The organism is Oceanobacillus sp. FSL K6-3682 (assembly GCF_037976165.1).
In the GTDB taxonomy this organism is placed as follows: Bacteria; Bacillota; Bacilli; order Bacillales; family Amphibacillaceae; genus Oceanobacillus; species Oceanobacillus sojae.
This window is the reverse complement of sequence record NZ_CP150263.1, coordinates 1,567,548-1,585,133: the sequence shown is the minus strand read 5'-3', so window position 1 is coordinate 1,585,133 and position 17,586 is coordinate 1,567,548. Positions and strand designations below refer to the sequence as shown.

Genomic DNA, 17,586 nt, shown 5'->3' with positions numbered 1-17,586 from the left:
ACTTTCATATGGAACAAATAACTTTCACGACGGAGATTCTATTAAACTTCTTTCTTACTCAGCCATTTTTCCCTGGGTAATTTCATATTAATAGAGTCAATCCACCTTCCTTCAAATTCCACTTCTTTTTCATCGATATTGTCCTTTACAAAGCCGACTTTTTCATAAACATGCCGGGCTCTTGGATTGAAATCCAAAACACTTAAAGTCAATTGATTAAGTGTTGTGTTTTTAAATACATAATCAATAATAAGCTGCGTTGCTTCCGTTCCTAAACCGCGATTCCTTCCCTTTGGACCCATAAGAATCCGGAAATTCATACTATGATTTGTTTCATCGTATAAATTGATTACTGCTTCACCTACTAAGATGCCCTGAGATTGATCAACAATGGCAAGATCCAAGCGGTCAGTTTGTGTATGTCTTGTACGGTACCAATCAAGAATGATTTCCGCTTCCTCCTCAAAATCAAAATCCATATCACTTCCGGTCAGCTTTAACACTTCGTAATCTGTTAAGCATTCTTTTATATAAGGAAAATCTTCTTCTTTAAAAGGTCTAAGTATAACTTTTTCACCTTCCAATACAGGTTTATGGCCTAAATCTATCATTCTGGTTCCCCTCTCCCCTTTTTAATTAAGATACACGTATATGCTTCGAATTTTCAATTAATTAAATTTCTCTTGTATTCTACCACCGCTATTTCATAAAAACAAAGCTTCCTTCAACTGAAGTTTTCAGATCGTTCTCCATGACAAAATTTTGATATTTAAAGTATTTAAATATATACACAAATAATGTACGTTATAATAAAAGTGAGATTATTCTATTTACTACTAAATTGGAGGCGATTTCATGAAAAAACTGGAAGGAAAAACTGCATTTATTACAGGAGCGGCGATGGGGCTCGGCGAAGGAATTGCACATGTTTATGCCAAGCATGGTGCTAACTTAATGATTGTTGACGTTCATCCAAAGGTAGAAAAGGTTGCTAAAGAAATTATAAAAGAATACGATGTCGAAGTTGCCGCACAAATTGTAGATGTCACTGATGTGGAATCGTGTAAAGCTGCTGCTGCAGAAACTGTAAACAAATTTGGTCAAATTGATATACTGGCAGCGATTGCTGGTGTATGTAAGTTAGGTGATTTCCTGGAAATGAGTGATGCTGATCTTGATTTTCACATTGATGTAAATATCAAGGGCGTGTGGAATACAACCAAAGCAGTCCTGCCGCATATGCTTGAAAATGGCGGCGGCAGCATTGTGGTAATGTCTTCTGTAACAGGGGATATCGTTGCTGACCCCGGTGAAGTAGCATATGCCCTATCAAAAGCAGCATTAATAGGATTTACAAAATCATTAGCGGTAGAATACGCGGCTAAAAATATTCGTGTGAATGCCATGCAATTAGGTTATGCCCGGACGCCAATGGCTGAGAGTATTGCAAAAACGTCCAATCCTGATGATCCAGAATCTGTTCTTACAGAGATGGCAGCCGCTATTCCAATGCGCCGGCTTGGGTTACCTAAAGAGGTTGGAGAGCTCGCAGCTTTTCTGGGAAGTGATGAATCCAGCTATATGACTGGCGGCCAGTATGTTATTGATGGTGGAAGCACGTTACCGGAATCTGTTTCGGCAGGCATAGAATAAGGACAGGTACAGCCTGAAATAAACAAAGCACCTTGCCAGCGCTGACAAAGTGCTTTGTTTATTTCTTAAAAGCTTTATAGATAAAGTAACCTATAATACCAATCACTGCATAGACAGCAAAAAAGACAATAAATCCCCATAAACCCATAACCGCATCTGCAAATTCCATATTCCCCCGTTGTGTATAAGCCTGCTGAATCTCAACCGCAAACACAAGGACGATCATCACGGTAAATGTGTAGAGAAATGCTAAAATAGCAATGCTCCACTTTATTTTTGACAGAATCTTAAATACAATATAGACAATAAAGAACGTTACAATACCCAGGATGCCAAAAATCCAGAAATGCAATTCTTTATCTGTCATACCAGCCCCAAATGTACCGGCAATCGCATCATGAATATCATTGATTAAATCCACTATTAACATAATTGCTTCTCTCATAGCGGGCTTCCTCCCTACCAGAAAATGTATATGTGTGCATGTTCAAAAAGTCCGATAAATAAGACCAAGAAGTTCAAGACGGAATAGAAATTCGAAGTGTCGTTTTATTAGACTTTTTGCACAACCTCTATAAGAATAGCCTACACGAAAACAAAAAATAAATCCTTCCTTATCTCTGAAAGATTATTCAGCATAAATACGGTAAGCCTTTTCTTCTTCAATCACTTACGTTTAAATTAAAAGTTATGTGTTGTATTTATAAATATCTACTTTTTAATTACTTATCATCTCTATATTTATTTGTTTTAACTTAGTTTTTGAAGATAATATTCATTTGGATAGATTATTTTATTTAAAATTGCGTTCCTTTATATGCTGATCCTCCAACTTTAGAAATAGGTTATTTGGGACGCATTTTGTTTTACTGTATTTGACTGATGAGAGCTATATATCTTTATATTTTTCACCATCAATATTTTCCTGATTTTTATTGCAGAGGTTTACTATTTAATAAAATTGGGTATTAGTAATTTTAGGGGTATCTTTATTATTTTAATAAATACCTTTCATGTGATTATATGGATACAAAACTGTAGCACAATTAAACAGTTTTTTAACAAAACGTACCTGATACTTAAGCATTAAATTACACGGCTATATCTAGAATTACTGTATTGATTCAGTTACTCAATACTATCTTGCTAATAATTTTTGCAGCCAATTAAGGTACTCCCGCCTCTTTAGACATTCATCCGTTGAGGCTATCCAGAAAACATTGGAGGAAAAACATTTCAGGAGGGAAAGAAAATGAGTACATTTAGAAAAGCACATTCAGAAAAATCCAGAGAACATATGATAGAACTACTTAATCAGCAGGTAACCGACTTAACTGACCTTTTTATTCAGACAAAGCTGGCACATTGGAACGTCCGTGGACCACACTTCATTGCCTATCATGAATTTTTCGATGACCTGGCCGGGGAAATTCCGGAATTAATTGACTCTCTTGCGGAACAGGCTGCAAGCTTAGGCGGGTCTGCTGGAAAACCGGTACAATTTATCGCATCAGAAACAAGACTTCCTGCCTGGGAACTTCAAAATACAAAAGATATTCTTGTACTTGAAAATCTGACTGAACGGTGGGCAATTGTGGCTAATAATATCCGGGAAGCGGTTGAAATTTCGGCTGACGAGGATCCGGATACATCTGATTTATTTACTGAGGTATCTCGTAAGCTGGATAAAAGCCTCTGGTTTTTAGAATCTCATCTGACAGATGGAAGCTCAGAATAAATATGAAATACTAATAGCTCGGTCTTTGTAAAATAGCCAGGATTTTTCGTTTCTTATAATCTTTTAGTTATTTTCTAGAATCATGTTTCTTTAATGAAATTAGCGACACTTCGTATTGAAGCATCGCTGATTTCGTTTTTTTATCATCTTTATTCTTGTAACATTAACAATGTCATATTACAAGCTCCCTACATATTCTCAATAAACTCTTATCGCATTCCGTACCTCTTTCGCCTGGTATAAAGCTCGATCTGCACAGCCAAACCATTCAGAAACTTCCATTTCATCTATATATACCGCCATTCCAATGCTTGTTGTCAGATTCAAATCAGGAAGTTTTTTGATATCTACTTTATTTAACTGTTCCTGTATTCTCCCGCAAATTTCTTCTGCTTCTTCCAGATCTATATCTTGAAAAATCAGACAAAATTCGTCTCCACCATAACGGTAAGGAGTATACTTTTCACTATTTTCTTTTAACACTCTTGAAAATTGGACAATACATTCATCTCCACTATAATGCCCCCATGTATCATTAATTTTTTTGAAATTATCAATATCCACGATAGCCAGAATATACTTTTTATCCATAGTACCTTCAATATTTTTCAAACTGCGCAGGAAAGCTGTCCGATTATTGACCCCTGTCATTTCATCTATTTCCAGCTTTTTCTCTAAACGGAATCTTTCTAATTCTAGCTGGATACTGGCAAGATTTTTCTTTCTCTGGTAGTGAATAAAAACCATACAAATAAAAGAAAAAGCCAGGAGAATAACTAATCCAACTAAAAAATCACCTTCTTTTCTCCGTATCCCATACAATAAATATTTCTGATACAGCAAAACCAATAAGACTTGCTGTTATTGTTACTGTGGTTACCTTATAGCACGTATAGGCAGTACTCAACATAATTGCAATCGCAAAAATAAAATAGCTCGATACAAATATCGTATGGATTGTAAATAAAATAAAAGCTACAGCAACTAAAAGAAGAGATATCGTATACATTTTCACCTGATGTGAGATACGCTGGGAACGCATGACAACGGTTCCGATGCCAATGCATATCAGGTTCACACCGCTTGGCACTGCAATATATCTCCAAATATAGACAGGAACGGAGGTACTTAATAGGTCTGTCTGGACAATCATGATGCTAAGGAGACATTCTATTATAAAGGCAAAGGCTACCAGCCATATCGATAATTTATAATGAAATCGGAGCCAGCCTTCATCTATTTTTGCATATACCTTTACAATTTCATCAATATTGGTCGCCTTTCTTACTTCCGGGTTTAACATCATTTTATTCTGTACCATATTTTCCCTCACACTCTATTTATCTTTTTCTGCTATGAAACAGACACCTCGTACCTTCGTATATTTCATTAATATAAAATTTATCCTGCTTTTTTTCACTTCATGAAGTAATAAAAGCCTGTTTGATACTTTTTCCCTCAAAGAGAAAAATCAAATACAACATTGCATTTGTTCAAGTATATTTAAACATTCTTAAGAAATATATTAGCACACAAAACGAACCTGAGTACTTCTGTATTTCTTTCCTTTTTCACAGGAATAAAACCGCCTCTACGCTTGTTCCATTGACAAGAAGAGACAGCTTCACAAAAAGTTTACTCATTTGTTGCTTTCAATATAGATACCCCTATTCTACCCGAAATCCCATAAACTATTAGTCAGATGGTACGCTTATCCTTAAGCCACCCTGTAAGCCTGGAAACAATGAAATAAATAATAATCCCTATACTCGCACCAGCACTATCAATCAAAACATCCCTTACCTCTCCTGATCTTCCAGGGATATACAGCTGATGCACCTCATCTGTTATGGCATATAGAATGCATATCAACAGCGCAATCCCTGCACCTTGCTTGGCATTTACACCACTTCTTCTTAATCCGTTCAAAACGAGAATACCCAGCGTTAAGTAGGCAAAAAAATGCGCATTTTTTCTAACGATATGGTGCAGATCTTCAATGTTAAACTGGAATTGTGAAGCAAGTTTATCCAAGGTATTTACAATCATTTTTGTAATTCCTGAACTGAGTTCATTGGAAATTGCAGCTGGCTGATGTGATAAATAAAAAATAAGTGCCATCCAAAATATAACAGCAATCCAGGAGAGTGATTTGTACATGTAACTGTCTCCTTTTGTATATTTTTATATGTAGATATACACAGCAGAACATAGCTATAGTGTATTTATCACTATACAACTGCGTGTGTCAGCTTCTTTCTTGTTTACTGACTAAGCTTGGATAAACCCAGTTTACTATACTATTACAAGCTAAAGTGAAATATTTATTATAATTGACATTATACGCTATTAATCCATATATCGCCTTGCAGTTCTATTAAAATTTTTTTCATTTTTGTTTCTATCTAAGTTTGCTTCATAGAACAATTGTATAAAAAACATGAAACAAAAAAATATGAAAAAGTAGACAAGAAAATCCCCTTTCAAAGTACTAGCTTAGCTTTTCCAATTATATTTTAACAATCTATCTTTTTTTGCTAAGCTGGTTACTTCTTCTATAATATGTTCCCATTGCGGTAAAACATTTTAAATGCAATAACTAACAAATACTAAAAGGAATAAAGAGAGGAGAATTCCCCATTTCTTTATTCCTTTTATGTGTATACCTATTCTACTTCTATGTTGGTATAAGGCATTTATAATTTTATTTCATGACGATGAAAATTTAACCATATAAGGCTGCTTTTCCTGCCGTATTGAAGATATTCATTTTATGTTCAACAACTTCTTTCACCTTATTCATACATGAGGGATATATTTGATTCGGCTCATATAGGCCATTATTTGATAATACGATTCTCATCTGATTAAAAAATGCACTTTTAATATCACTTGATATATTGATCTTTGCAATCCCTAACAAAACGGCTTTTTTAAGTTCTTTGTCTGTATTGCCGCTACCGCCATGAAGAACGAGAGGTATCTTTATTTTAGAGCTAATTTCTTCTAACAATTTAATGTTTAAACGTGGGCGCTTTCCTTTTGGATATAAACCATGTGCTGTTCCAACAGCAACTGCAAAGCTATCAATATTTGTTTTCTCTACAAAGTCAATTGCTTCAATTGGATTAGTATAGATAATTTCGCTTGAACTTGTTTCAGCACTATTTCCTGTATTACCAATTGTACCTAATTCTCCCTCAACTGATATATTCAAACTTTTCATAAGTTGAACAACGTTTTGAGTTTCAATCACATTTTGATTATATTCCATTAGTGAACCATCAAACATTACAGAAGTGAATCCAGCTTGGACAGCTTTCATAACTTCATCAATTGTTCTACCATGATCAAGATGAATGACAACAGGAACTTTAGCGCCTTGAGCGTACTCTTTTATGGTTGCCATCCATTCAAGTCCCATATAAGCTAATTCATCTGGATGAATTTCAATAATAACTGGAGCATTTAATTCTTCAGATTTTTTTATAACGGCTTTTAACATTTCAAGACTGCTAATATTGAATGCAGGTACAGCGAATTGGTTTTTTCTTGCAACTTGTAAAACATCTCTCATGTTATAAATCATATTATTGATGTACACCTCCTTTTTTTACTAAGCCCAGTAAAATTGCCCCTACTACTGTGCCACAGCAAATACCAAATACCCAAAGTAATGGATTATCAAATACATTCGGTATTAAAGTCGCCCATAAACCGCCATGCGGAACCCGGCAAGCGGCTTCAAATATAAGTGACAATGTCGACGAAACAGAACTACCAATCATAATACATGGTATGACTCGCAATGGATCGCTTACTGCAAATGGAATTGCACCTTCAGTAATATTTGATGCTCCTAAGATCCAGGCTGATTTACCCATTTCTTTCTCTTCTACAGAGTATTTGTTTTTAAATAAAATAGTGGATAGGGCTAAAGCAAGCGGTGGAGTTACTCCCCCAGCCATAACAGCTGCAAAAGGCTCATAATTACCTTCCGCAAAAGCAATCATACTAAATGCAAAGATAGATTTATTAAGCGGTCCACCCATATCAAAAGCCATCATACTACCTGTAATAATACCTAATAATATTTTATTGCCGGTCTCTAAATTACTTAATGCTGTTTCAAGGATATCCAATAAAGCTGCGATCGGAGTGCCTATAACAAAAATTAAAATTAAACCTGTGAGGCCTACAGATAATACAGGAACTAATAAAACAGCTTTTATTGATTCAATACTTTTAGGAACTTTGATCCATTTAATTAAATATTTGGTGATATAGCCAGCTAAAAACCCACCAATTATTCCTCCAAGAAAACCTGCCCCTATTATTTGAGCTATCAAACCACTCAATAGTCCTGATGTTATTCCTGCTCTATTGGCAATAGAATATGCAATTCCTGCAGCGAGAACCGGGACCATAAGTCCTAATGCACCGTCCCCTCCACCAATTAAATTTAATGCGGCAGCAATTGGATTATACGATGGATCACCTTCTGTTGAAGAATCCAATCCCCAGATAAAACTGATAGCTAGTAATATTCCCCCAGCCACTACAACTGGGGTCATAAAACTAACACCGGTCATTAAGTGTTTATAGACTTCTGGCAGTTCTTTATTTTTCGTTTCTTTACCATCTGGACTTTCAGATATTTTATTTTCTTGAACTTTTGCACTTTGAAATGCCTCATCTATTAACCCGGCAGCATCTTTAATAGCTCTGGAGATATCTGCTTCAAAAACTTTTTTACCTTCAAAACGGTCTTTATTCACTTTCTTACCAGAAGCAATTAAAACAACATCTGCATTCATTATTTCATCTTCAGAAAGAATATTCTCTGCTCCCAAAGCACCTTGTGTCTCAACTTTAACCCAAATATCTTTTTCTTTAGCCGCTTCTATAATTGCTTCAGCAGCCATATAAGTATGAGCAACTCCAGTCGGGCATGTTGTAACAGCTACTAATCTGGTCAATTTATTTCCTCCCTTTCTGTTATATCAAAAGTTTGTTAGATATAAATGAATACAACCGTTATTGAATTGTTTTAATTGCTCTGTAAAAATCATCAATATCGTTAGAATATTCCAATAATTTCCTAAAATCTTCTTTCATTAGATTTTTCGCAAGTGAACTTAATATTCGTAAATGGTTTTCGCTTGAATTTTCAGGAATAGCCAGCATAAATACCAATCTTACATCTTCTTCCCTTTCTCCATATGAGAGGTTATGTTCTAGTTTTAAAAAACAAATCCCAGCTTCCTTAACCTGTTTTGAAATAGCATGAGGAATAGCTATTCCGTGTCCGACATAGGTGCTATATTCTTCTTCTCTTTTATAAATATCCAATTCAAATTGTTCTAAATTTGAGACTATTCCGTCTTCAAAGAAAGCTACACACATTTTCTTAATTAATTCGTGTTTAGTTAATTCATATTCAAATAAAACTCTATTTCTAGAGAATAGTTGTTCAAACTTCATTTTCAATCTCCTTTTAAAATATACTTTTTCAATTCTTCTAATTGATTTTCATTATCAATATTTCTAATTAATTCAGTTCTTTCTAAACAGCTATATAGTCTGACAAAAAAGTTTCTATTTTCACTCAGTTTTTCAAATCTTAATAGCAAAAGTAATACGATATCGACTTCTTCCTTTCCCCATGACACTTTTTTATTATTTTTGATAATAAATACAGCTTGTTTTTTAATATATGCACTGTTCCCATGTGGTATGGCGATTCCTTGCCCTATTGAAGTAGATGATCTTTTTTCACGCTCAAATACACTTTCTAATAACCTATTTGTACAATACTCTTCATTTGTTGCAATTTGAATATATCTATTTAATATATCTTCCCTGCTATCAGAATCACTTCGAAAGAACCTAAAATCGATATCACTATTAAGGAAATCGTTTTCATTAGTTTTTAAGATATATTTTTTATTTAAGTGCTCTTTAATTTTTTCAATATCATCCTCACTCACAAAATTTGAGATTCTTATTATCTTGTTTCTATAAATTGGTTTAGTTAGAATAGGTCTTGTGGTTAAAATCACATCACAATTTTGTAATTGAAATTCTTCAATGTTCATTGTAGTTTTCATATCATGTATTAATAAATTTTGAAATTTTTTCATAAGCCGCATTGCCATTAATTGAGTTTGACCAATCCCGCTATCACTAATCAATAAAACCTTATGAAATTCTTTATTAAGGTTTGTTTCATAAATTGAACTAATGTATATCGTTATAAAACCTATCTCATCTTCATTAAATGATACATTAAATTCTTCTTCAATTATTTGAACATTGGTAAGCACCATCGAATAAAATTTCCCGTATTCTTGTTTTATTTTGGGTAATATTGGATTATTGGGTTTTATCCCTTCTTTACTTCGATTAATAGCCTGGGATAAATGATACGCCAAATTTTTAATTAAAAGTTCATTTTCTTCATTATATTTAATATCCATAATCGAATTTAACAGGCTTCGGGACATTTCTAATAATTTATTATTTATTTGATAGTCATCATTGGATGCAAAACGGTTCAAAACACATCTTTTCCATAAATATATATAATCATTTTCTTTGAGGAACATTTGGTTATCTAAGAATAGTTTGATAAATTCTCTAAATCGGATTTTATCTTTATCCAAATCGTATTCTACATATTGGATATCATTATCTATACTGCTGCGATATTGACTGATTATTATTTGAAGAATCAACTCTTTTCTACCTTCATCAGTAAAGGGTTTTAATATTTTCTGTTGAACTTTCTCAACTACATAAATGGCTCTAACCAATTCTTTTTCCAGAAGAAGTTCATCCAGAACCATTTGAATCCCTTCATCAAACTTTATATCTTTATTTAAGCTTTTCTTATAAAAAAAGCTTGTTTGCAAAATAGTTTTCTCAAGAAGCTGCCTTATTAAGATTTCATCTCCTAAAATACTAACCCCTGAATTTTGTGTTTTCTTAATAACAAGGTCCAGAGGCTCAATATATTTTTGCAAATCATTTAAATCTTGAATGATATGATTTCTCGAAACTAGATGCCGGTCCATTAATCCTTTAATTGTATATTCTTCTTTTCCAAGTAACAAATCCAATAAAATATGATTTTGTCTTAATTCATGCTGATAATTTTTTGAACCAAGGCTTTTTAAAATTCTTCGTTTTAAAGATCCTAATTCTTCTGTTTCGCCTTCTAAATATATACCAACATTGTTTTTTAGAATTAATTTAACACGATTCCCTAATAATTGATTCAACATTTCATTATGAAGTCTATTCCACACTGTTTTTTCTGAAATCATAAAATGTCTTGAAATTTCCTTAATCGTTACAGGACATGAACATTCAAGCAGATAATAAATGATATCCTCAACTGTTGGTTTCTTCATAATATTCTCCCTAAACTTTATTTTAGCCCTTCAATTGTAAGTAATTTATCCATAAGATACACAACATCCATCGTTTGATTTATATAATCTTTGCCTGCTTTCCTATTCTTGATTGTTTCTTCAATATCTAAAATTTCATACATTAAGGCATTATTTGTATTTCCGCATTTAATCGTTTCTTCTTTCCCATCAGGATAGGTAACGACAGCTTTATCAGCTCTGACATAGTTATCGATTGTTATATAAGCTTTCTCTCCAGCAATAATTGCTTTTTTAGGGAGTTTTGATCGAAATGTTATGTTTGCGTTCCCGATAATATCCTTATCTGTTTTAACGGCTATACTCCACATCTCATCAACACCTGTTTTATATTTTGACATTACATGCTTTATCTCGATAATTTCATCTTGCAGAAAAAAACGTAAGAATGACAACACATATGTGCCAATATCAAGCATGGCACCACCACCTAATTCCTTACTAAAAAAACGATTCGAAGGGTTATCTTCTTTTAAGCTACCTAAATTAGCATTAACATATTTTATTTTTCCCAGTTTCCCTTGCTCTATTAAGTTTTTAATTTTAGTAAAAAGCGGCATATGATAAATTGTCATTGCCTCAGCTAGTATCAAATCATGTTCTTGTGCATATAAATAAGCTTTTTTTAGTTCCTCATAGTTATCCCAAATCGCTTTTTCACATAAAACATGCTTCCCACTCTTTAAACAATCCATGATGTTTTGATAATGTTGTGAATTAACGGTAGCTATATACACAATATCAATATCCCTATCGTTTAATAATTCTTCATATGATTTATATACCTTCTTAATATTGTACTGATTTTGAAAATCTAAAGCTTTTTGATAATTTCTTGAGCTGACCCCATAAACAGACCCTGCTGCTTCCATACTTTCAGCAAATTCGTGAGCAATATTTCCAAGACCTATAATCCCCCAATTCACATTATTACCTCGCTTCCTTTTAAGATTTGATTAAAGTATAGCAGGCATTTTATTTAAAAAGGGTATTCAATAAATCTTTTTTTTACGACATTGACCAAACAGCAGCAGAATAAAAATCGCTATACAGATGAATTTATATACTTTTTAATACAAGTTATTCGCTCCTGATACAACCAGTTCAGACTTACAATTTGGGCCAGCTGCTCCCTTGATAATCAAATGTAAGTATTTAGAAGAATATTCCTATTATGAATTTCAAGGTCACAGTTTTAACTTCATATTTTTATTTATCCTATCTTTCTAAAAAACCATTAATCGAAGGAGTTCTCCCCCTGATTAATGGTCTCATAAAGATTACAATCACACACTTGTTTTTACACTATACTTAAATACAACAGAAAAATTAATACTGAGACTTTTATTCCTGACCATCCCGCATCCCGAAATCATCTTCAAGCTGTTCCTTCCAGTTCTCGGAAATACTATGATTGGAGCGAAAATGACTTACTGTTTCACTGATAACATCATAATTAAGCGAGGTCCCCACACTATCTGCATGGTAATTTGCTGCTCTGTCTTTTCCGATGCCAAAACGGCCGGCTGCAGCAACTGCATCGATATTTGCACCAAGAAAAATAAATTCCCAGTTATATTTACTCTTTTGATGTTCAATCATCTTATGGACTTTTTCATAATCGAATTCCCGGCTTGCGTTTTCCAGGCCATCCGTAATAATGACGAACATCACATTTTCCGGCCGTTCCGCTTCAACTGTATTTTTTAATGCATTGCCGATGTTGTTCACGGTCTTTCCTGCTGCATCTAAAAGCGCCGTAAACCCTTTTACATTATATTCTTTATCTGTGATTGGCCCGATATCTTGAATATTCACCCGATCATGCAGCAATTCATACTCATTATCAAATAAAACAGTCGTCACAACAGCATTACCAGGTTCCTTTTTCTGCTTCTCCAGGAGGGTGTTATATCCATAGATTGTCTCTCCTTCAAGCCCTCTCATTGAACCACTTCTGTCCAAAATAAATACAAGTTCTGTTAAATCTTTTTTCATTCTATCATCTCCTAATCACTTATTATGATGATAGAATATCATTCTCTATGAATAAAAAGGTCGCATACAAAGCGACATATTTCTGCTGTGCTTTACACTCCCAGAAGCTTTTGATCAAAAGCAAATAAAGCTTCATTGATCTCCAAAATATTATAATTTTCTTTTTCAATAAAATACTCGATGATAATATCAAATTTACTGCTTCGTGAAAGTGCAAAGCCGGCACGAAGTAACAAATCCCTTGTTTCATCAAGATTTAGCTTTAATGCCATCGCAAAGGAAATAACTGTAGACTTACTTGGCTGATAATGAACATCATTACGGATTTTTGAAAACAGCTTCCGGTCGATATTTGCTTTTTTATACGCTTCTGCATCTGACATACCTTTTTCATCAATCAAGCGCAGCAGCATCTGTGAAAAAGTTGCTTCCATACCGTTAACAACTTCTGTTAAGTTTCTCTTGCTTACATATTCATCCTCTGGTTCTCCCAAAGAAGCCTCTTTAAAAAGACGTACTTCATCATACCGATTTCCCCGATCTGCAGGCGGTTCTTCTACATACTTATCATCAATATATTGCTTAATGGATGAAAACAGCTTCTCTGACAAGGTAAATGCGGCATTATCAAACACAACAAGATAAACCTGCATCTCATTCTGTAACAAAAAATCGCTAATTACGGAGACTGCCACTTTAAACGCTTTATCCTTGGGATATCCGTAAACACCCGAAGAGATGAGTGGAAAAGCAATGCTCTCTAATTGATATTCCTTTGCTAATGCAAGGGAATGCCGATAGCAATCCGACAGCAATTTCTCTTCATTACTTTTTCCGCCATGCCAGACTGGTCCGACAGTGTGAATAACATACTCGGCAGGTAACTGATAGCCCTTTGTTATTTTAGCTTGTCCTGTTTTACATCCTCCAAGAGTGCGGCATTCCTCTAATAATTCAGGTCCTGCCGCTCTATGGATTGCTCCATCAGCCCCGCCGCCTCCAAGCAAAGTGGAATTAGCTGGATTCACAATTGCATCTGTCTGGACTTTTGTTATATCGTTGCGAATAATTTGAAATGGCATAAAGACACCTCCAGATGACTTGCTTTACATTTTATCATGTTTATAGAAAAGTTAGTATATGGTTGCAAATGAAGATAGAATTATCCAAAGGGGTGGCAGCAACTATATTTGCATTTCTCATATGAATTTTTTATTAAAAATAGTTTTTTAAATAAAAAGACGCTTCTATCTTCCATAAAGGAATTAGTAAGCGCCCTTCTTCAATAAGTTAATGTATAATAGAAAGCTGTTTGTCCTTAAAAATCCTGCGCTATTTAAGCACAGAATACTTATTCAAAATCTTTACTTAAAATATCTACGCGTTCTTCAAAGGATACTTCACGATGAATCTCATGTAACATCCATACATACCCATAGCTATCGGAAAACATGGCATTAGAAATACCCATTTCCTCCATTCTTGTGACAGGCTGTATTTCTGTTGCATTAGCAGCCATCGCTTTGTCATATGTTTCTTGAATGTTTGGGACTACGACATTAAACCAAAATGATTGCGTATCCCCTTCTTTCGGAGCAAATAACTGATATTCAGGATTCTCATCAAGCATATGAAAACGTGTGCCAAAGATATTGAACACCGCTTCATTGTTTCCTGTCTTAAAATTTGTCACCTCTACTACTTCTACATCAAAAATAGATTTGTATTGCTCCAGCGCAGCTTTGCTGTCTTTTACAACAAAATCAAATTCCACTCCATTGACCATTTGGCATTCTCCTGACTTTTAATTATTTTTCATGGCTATCGATTGTTCTTCTATCTTCTGCAATGCACTTGTTTTTATTCAGAAGCTACTGACGAAAACCAGATTGCAGTATTATATCAAGAAACATCATTCATTAAAAATAATCCTTATTAATTTTGGATATATTTATTAAAGATATCGCCAAAATCTTTTCTTGTATTCTCATTGTATGTTGTATTTAGCCAATCAAAAGCAAATTTAGCAGCTTTTTCAAATTCATTAGCAATGGTTCCTTCCTGGATGCGATTGTCAGTGAATAAAGTTTTGGATAATTCCAGGCTATCTTTTGCATAGCCTTTAACACGTGCATCACTGTCCTGGATATGTGAAATAGTAACTAATGATTTATATAAATCAGCAATAGCCTCGCCTTCTTTTTTCTCTATATCTACAGAAATAGGCTGACTGCCGATTGTAAATTTTATTTCAAGATCGAGATCAATCGTACCAGCCGTTTCAACGGAAATATTTTGAATAGGATAGCGATAGTAATCATAGCGATAAATATTCCGCTTACTACTTGTTGCCTTTTCCCCATCTAAGTGGATCAGGGCACGGTTTGTAAAGCAATACTCATCTGATTTAGATTTAATCAGAAAATGAATTTGCTCTCCTTCTTCATGCAATACGTAATCATCTGATTCCGTTTTATCGAAATCATCCGGGCGAATAATTTTTCCAATATCACTTAATCCTAATGCATCACTAGCAATCTTTTTAAACATGCAGCAATTCCTCCTCCAATAAATCTTCTCTAAGCGGAAATTATTCATTCAGAACTGAGAGTTGATTCTGTAGTAATTTATTTTAACAATATTATTTTATCGTAATTATCTATTAATAGGAATCTATTAGGCGGGAAAATTATGATTCACCGCTATATATTATTCACCTTTGAATTTTTAACTTACAGCAAAGCTGACTATTTGAGTTGCTGGTAATACATATTGAAAATTTCACATTATTTACAACTGACTATTGAATTTTCAGGATCTGAAATGCGATTACATTTAGAAAGATTAAAATCAAAAATAAGCGTCCAGGTAAGTGAATGCCTAAAATTATAAAAATAAATTATGATAAAATTTTCAGGGTGTTATGCTACTACTTAGTCAAATCCTATTGAAATAATAATGGTGCTTTTTATCTTTTTCATCATTTATTATATAATGATAAAAAAGTATAAAATAATTTGAAAGAGAGTTGATTTTGTTATGAATACTCAAGTAACTACAAAATTTAAAATATATAAACCATCTAATGAGGTGTTTGAAGCAATAATAGACCCTTTGAAAATCGGAAATTTCTGGTTCTCTTCGAGTTCCGAGAGTTGGGAACAAGGCAAGTCCATCACTTTGAGATATGATGAATATGAAGCAGAAGGTATAATAAATGTATTAAAAGTTGAGAAAAATAAGGAAATCAAATTTTCATGGGGTGAAGAATCTAATGAAGTAACAGTTGTTACAATTACACTAAAAGAGTTAGATAATACGAGTACAATTATTGAAGTGAACGAATCTGGCCTGAATGAACATGATCCTGAAATAGTAAGCAAAATGCTGGGACAAAAAGAAGGTTGGGTATATATGTTAACTTGTTTAAAGGGTTATTTAGAAAATGGAATTTGTGATTTGAGAGCATCATTAATTCATTAGTTAGGAACATCTTAAATAACCATAATTATCTTTCTTAATTTATGTCAATAAATTGAGGACTATAAAGTTATATCAGAAAAACAAAAATGAATTTAGTAGAATTAAATCTTCGATAGATAAGAAACAAATAATTATTATATCATCACCAGCGTTGCTAAAATGGAAAGATTGATTTCATTGTTTTACGAGCAAGCTGAGAAGCACTAATGCTTTTTAATCCACGGCTTTCTGAAAATCAGCATCCAAAAACGCATTGCTTAGAGCCTGGAGTCCTTGTGTTTCATGTACTTGTGCATAATTCCAAATAGGCTTCTCCCCTCAGTACTTTTGTATGGAAAACTTGTTTATGAAACGTTACTTGTTCGCAAAGTTTTTTGCTTATGAGTTCAATCACAGATTTTCTTAATTACTTGTGAAGGATTAATATGACTGGAGCAGATGATTTTAATTTTAACGATATACTGGTAATGGTCTTTTTCATGCTTGGAATAACATAAACGACCCTCAGACTGGACTCGTTATGAAAAAGGTACTGTGATTTAATTGAAAGAATGATGGTGCAGGCTCCACCTCCCCAAATATCCTAATTCGGGGATGTTGTCGATTAAATAATTCCACATTGGTAAAGTTGCCCATAAAAAGAGCACTATTTTTATTCGAGATAGTGCTCATTGGCAGTGGAATATTATAAAAAATAGAATAGTTTATTCTTTCAATCGCAACTGTTTATGCGTCTTGAAAACGATAATCAACACGTCCATATATCACACACCAAAAAAACACCTATTGATTCGCCTTGTTTATCTCGAAATAATTTTCCATGAAGAAAAAACGGATAGTCTTCAATTTCAACCTCATTCAACACAAAATGATCCCCAATCCACTCCATCACCTTTTCTTCGTATATTTCCTGTTCTTTTAAAGACATCATATATCTTTCTCCCTTCCTGCTTTTAAACCATAAAAAAAGCATGTCAGATGAGAACCATCCAAGAGGTATTTCTCCTCCATTTACTTTTGTAATATCCCCAAGATGAAGCATGTTGGTAAAATAATGTTTAGTAATAGAAATTGGTGCTTTTTCTACTTCGCTTGCCCAAACATGTTTCATTCCATAACAAGAAGCTGCTAAAGGAAAAATTCCAATACCATCAAAAAGGCTTCCAATTTTTAATTCTTTATCATTTTTGAGTTTAATCATTATTTCGCCTCTAATTTTGAATACAAAAAAACGCTATCTGTCAGTAAATACCGTTCACA

Annotated in this window: 18 protein-coding genes; 3 read left to right on the top strand and 15 right to left on the bottom strand. The window is 33.7% G+C overall.

The genetic code is table 11. The annotated features are described in order from the left end of the window. Positions 1-41 precede the first annotated feature (41 nt). Positions 42-611 carry a GNAT family protein gene (locus MHH51_RS08050; protein WP_147209738.1) on the bottom strand — a complete coding sequence of 190 codons (570 nt, stop codon included), beginning with the start codon at positions 609-611 and terminating at the stop codon, positions 42-44. 244 nt (positions 612-855) lie between these two features. Here MHH51_RS08050 and ucpA point away from each other — a divergent pair, with 244 nt between their 5' ends. Then, positions 856-1,653, top strand: coding sequence for an SDR family oxidoreductase UcpA (ucpA, locus tag MHH51_RS08045; protein WP_147209739.1), 798 nt, complete (start codon positions 856-858; stop codon positions 1,651-1,653). Between the two features lie 58 nt (positions 1,654-1,711). On the opposite strand, the gene MHH51_RS08040 is transcribed toward ucpA, so the two are convergent. Beyond that, positions 1,712-2,098 carry a hypothetical protein gene (locus MHH51_RS08040; protein WP_339285456.1) on the bottom strand — a complete coding sequence of 129 codons (387 nt, stop codon included), beginning with the start codon at positions 2,096-2,098 and terminating at the stop codon, positions 1,712-1,714. Positions 2,099-2,905: 807 nt separating this feature from the next. On the opposite strand from MHH51_RS08040, the gene dps reads away from it, so the two are divergent. After that, positions 2,906-3,391: a DNA starvation/stationary phase protection protein Dps gene (dps, locus tag MHH51_RS08035; protein WP_147209741.1), complete on the top strand. Its 486-nt coding sequence runs from the start codon at positions 2,906-2,908 to the stop codon at positions 3,389-3,391. Positions 3,392-3,589: 198 nt separating this feature from the next. Here the strand turns inward: dps and MHH51_RS08030 are convergent, their stop codons facing one another. The 12 genes from MHH51_RS08030 to MHH51_RS07975 all read right to left on the bottom strand — a co-directional run bounded on the left by MHH51_RS08030 (position 3,590) and on the right by MHH51_RS07975 (position 15,393). Next, positions 3,590-4,234 (bottom strand): GGDEF domain-containing protein, encoded by a 645-nt coding sequence (locus MHH51_RS08030; protein WP_339285454.1) that lies wholly within the window; start codon positions 4,232-4,234, stop codon positions 3,590-3,592. Beyond that, positions 4,185-4,712 (bottom strand): hypothetical protein, encoded by a 528-nt coding sequence (locus MHH51_RS08025; protein WP_339285452.1) that lies wholly within the window; start codon positions 4,710-4,712, stop codon positions 4,185-4,187. Before MHH51_RS08025 ends, MHH51_RS08030 begins: the two co-directional genes overlap by 50 nt. Before the next feature lie 377 nt (positions 4,713-5,089). Then, positions 5,090-5,551: a VanZ family protein gene (locus MHH51_RS08020; RefSeq protein ID WP_339285450.1), complete on the bottom strand. Its 462-nt coding sequence runs from the start codon at positions 5,549-5,551 to the stop codon at positions 5,090-5,092. 565 nt (positions 5,552-6,116) lie between these two features. Next, entirely contained in the window at positions 6,117-6,980 is an 864-nt protein-coding gene (locus tag MHH51_RS08015) for a ketose-bisphosphate aldolase (protein WP_339285449.1), read from the bottom strand. Between the two features lies 1 nt (position 6,981). Beyond that, positions 6,982-8,370 (bottom strand): fructose-specific PTS transporter subunit EIIC, encoded by a 1,389-nt coding sequence (locus MHH51_RS08010; RefSeq protein WP_147209746.1) that lies wholly within the window; start codon positions 8,368-8,370, stop codon positions 6,982-6,984. 58 nt (positions 8,371-8,428) lie between these two features. Further along, on the bottom strand, positions 8,429-8,875 hold the full coding sequence (locus MHH51_RS08005) for a PTS sugar transporter subunit IIA (RefSeq protein ID WP_147209747.1): 447 nt from the start codon (positions 8,873-8,875) through the stop codon (positions 8,429-8,431). Between the two features lie 2 nt (positions 8,876-8,877). Next, a complete protein-coding gene (locus MHH51_RS08000; RefSeq protein ID WP_339285446.1) occupies positions 8,878-10,806 on the bottom strand; it encodes a PTS sugar transporter subunit IIA in 1,929 nt (642 codons plus the stop codon). Positions 10,807-10,823: 17 nt separating this feature from the next. Continuing rightward, positions 10,824-11,771, bottom strand: a complete 948-nt coding sequence (locus tag MHH51_RS07995) for a Gfo/Idh/MocA family oxidoreductase (protein ID WP_339285445.1) — start codon at positions 11,769-11,771, stop codon at positions 10,824-10,826. A gap of 418 nt (positions 11,772-12,189) precedes the next feature. After that, entirely contained in the window at positions 12,190-12,843 is a 654-nt protein-coding gene (locus MHH51_RS07990; protein ID WP_339285443.1) for a hypothetical protein, read from the bottom strand. A gap of 92 nt (positions 12,844-12,935) precedes the next feature. After that, positions 12,936-13,925 (bottom strand): O-acetyl-ADP-ribose deacetylase, encoded by a 990-nt coding sequence (locus tag MHH51_RS07985; RefSeq protein WP_339285442.1) that lies wholly within the window; start codon positions 13,923-13,925, stop codon positions 12,936-12,938. 269 nt (positions 13,926-14,194) lie between these two features. Beyond that, entirely contained in the window at positions 14,195-14,629 is a 435-nt protein-coding gene (locus MHH51_RS07980) for a VOC family protein (RefSeq protein WP_156987247.1), read from the bottom strand. Between the two features lie 149 nt (positions 14,630-14,778). Continuing rightward, a complete protein-coding gene (locus MHH51_RS07975; protein ID WP_339285440.1) occupies positions 14,779-15,393 on the bottom strand; it encodes a PH domain-containing protein in 615 nt (204 codons plus the stop codon). A gap of 489 nt (positions 15,394-15,882) precedes the next feature. Between MHH51_RS07975 and MHH51_RS07970 the strand changes: the two genes are divergently transcribed. Beyond that, entirely contained in the window at positions 15,883-16,326 is a 444-nt protein-coding gene (locus MHH51_RS07970; protein WP_339285438.1) for an SRPBCC domain-containing protein, read from the top strand. A gap of 748 nt (positions 16,327-17,074) precedes the next feature. On the opposite strand, the gene MHH51_RS07965 is transcribed toward MHH51_RS07970, so the two are convergent. Then, on the bottom strand, positions 17,075-17,527 hold the full coding sequence (locus MHH51_RS07965; protein ID WP_339285436.1) for a DNA cytosine methyltransferase: 453 nt from the start codon (positions 17,525-17,527) through the stop codon (positions 17,075-17,077). Between the last annotated feature and the right edge of the window lie 59 nt (positions 17,528-17,586).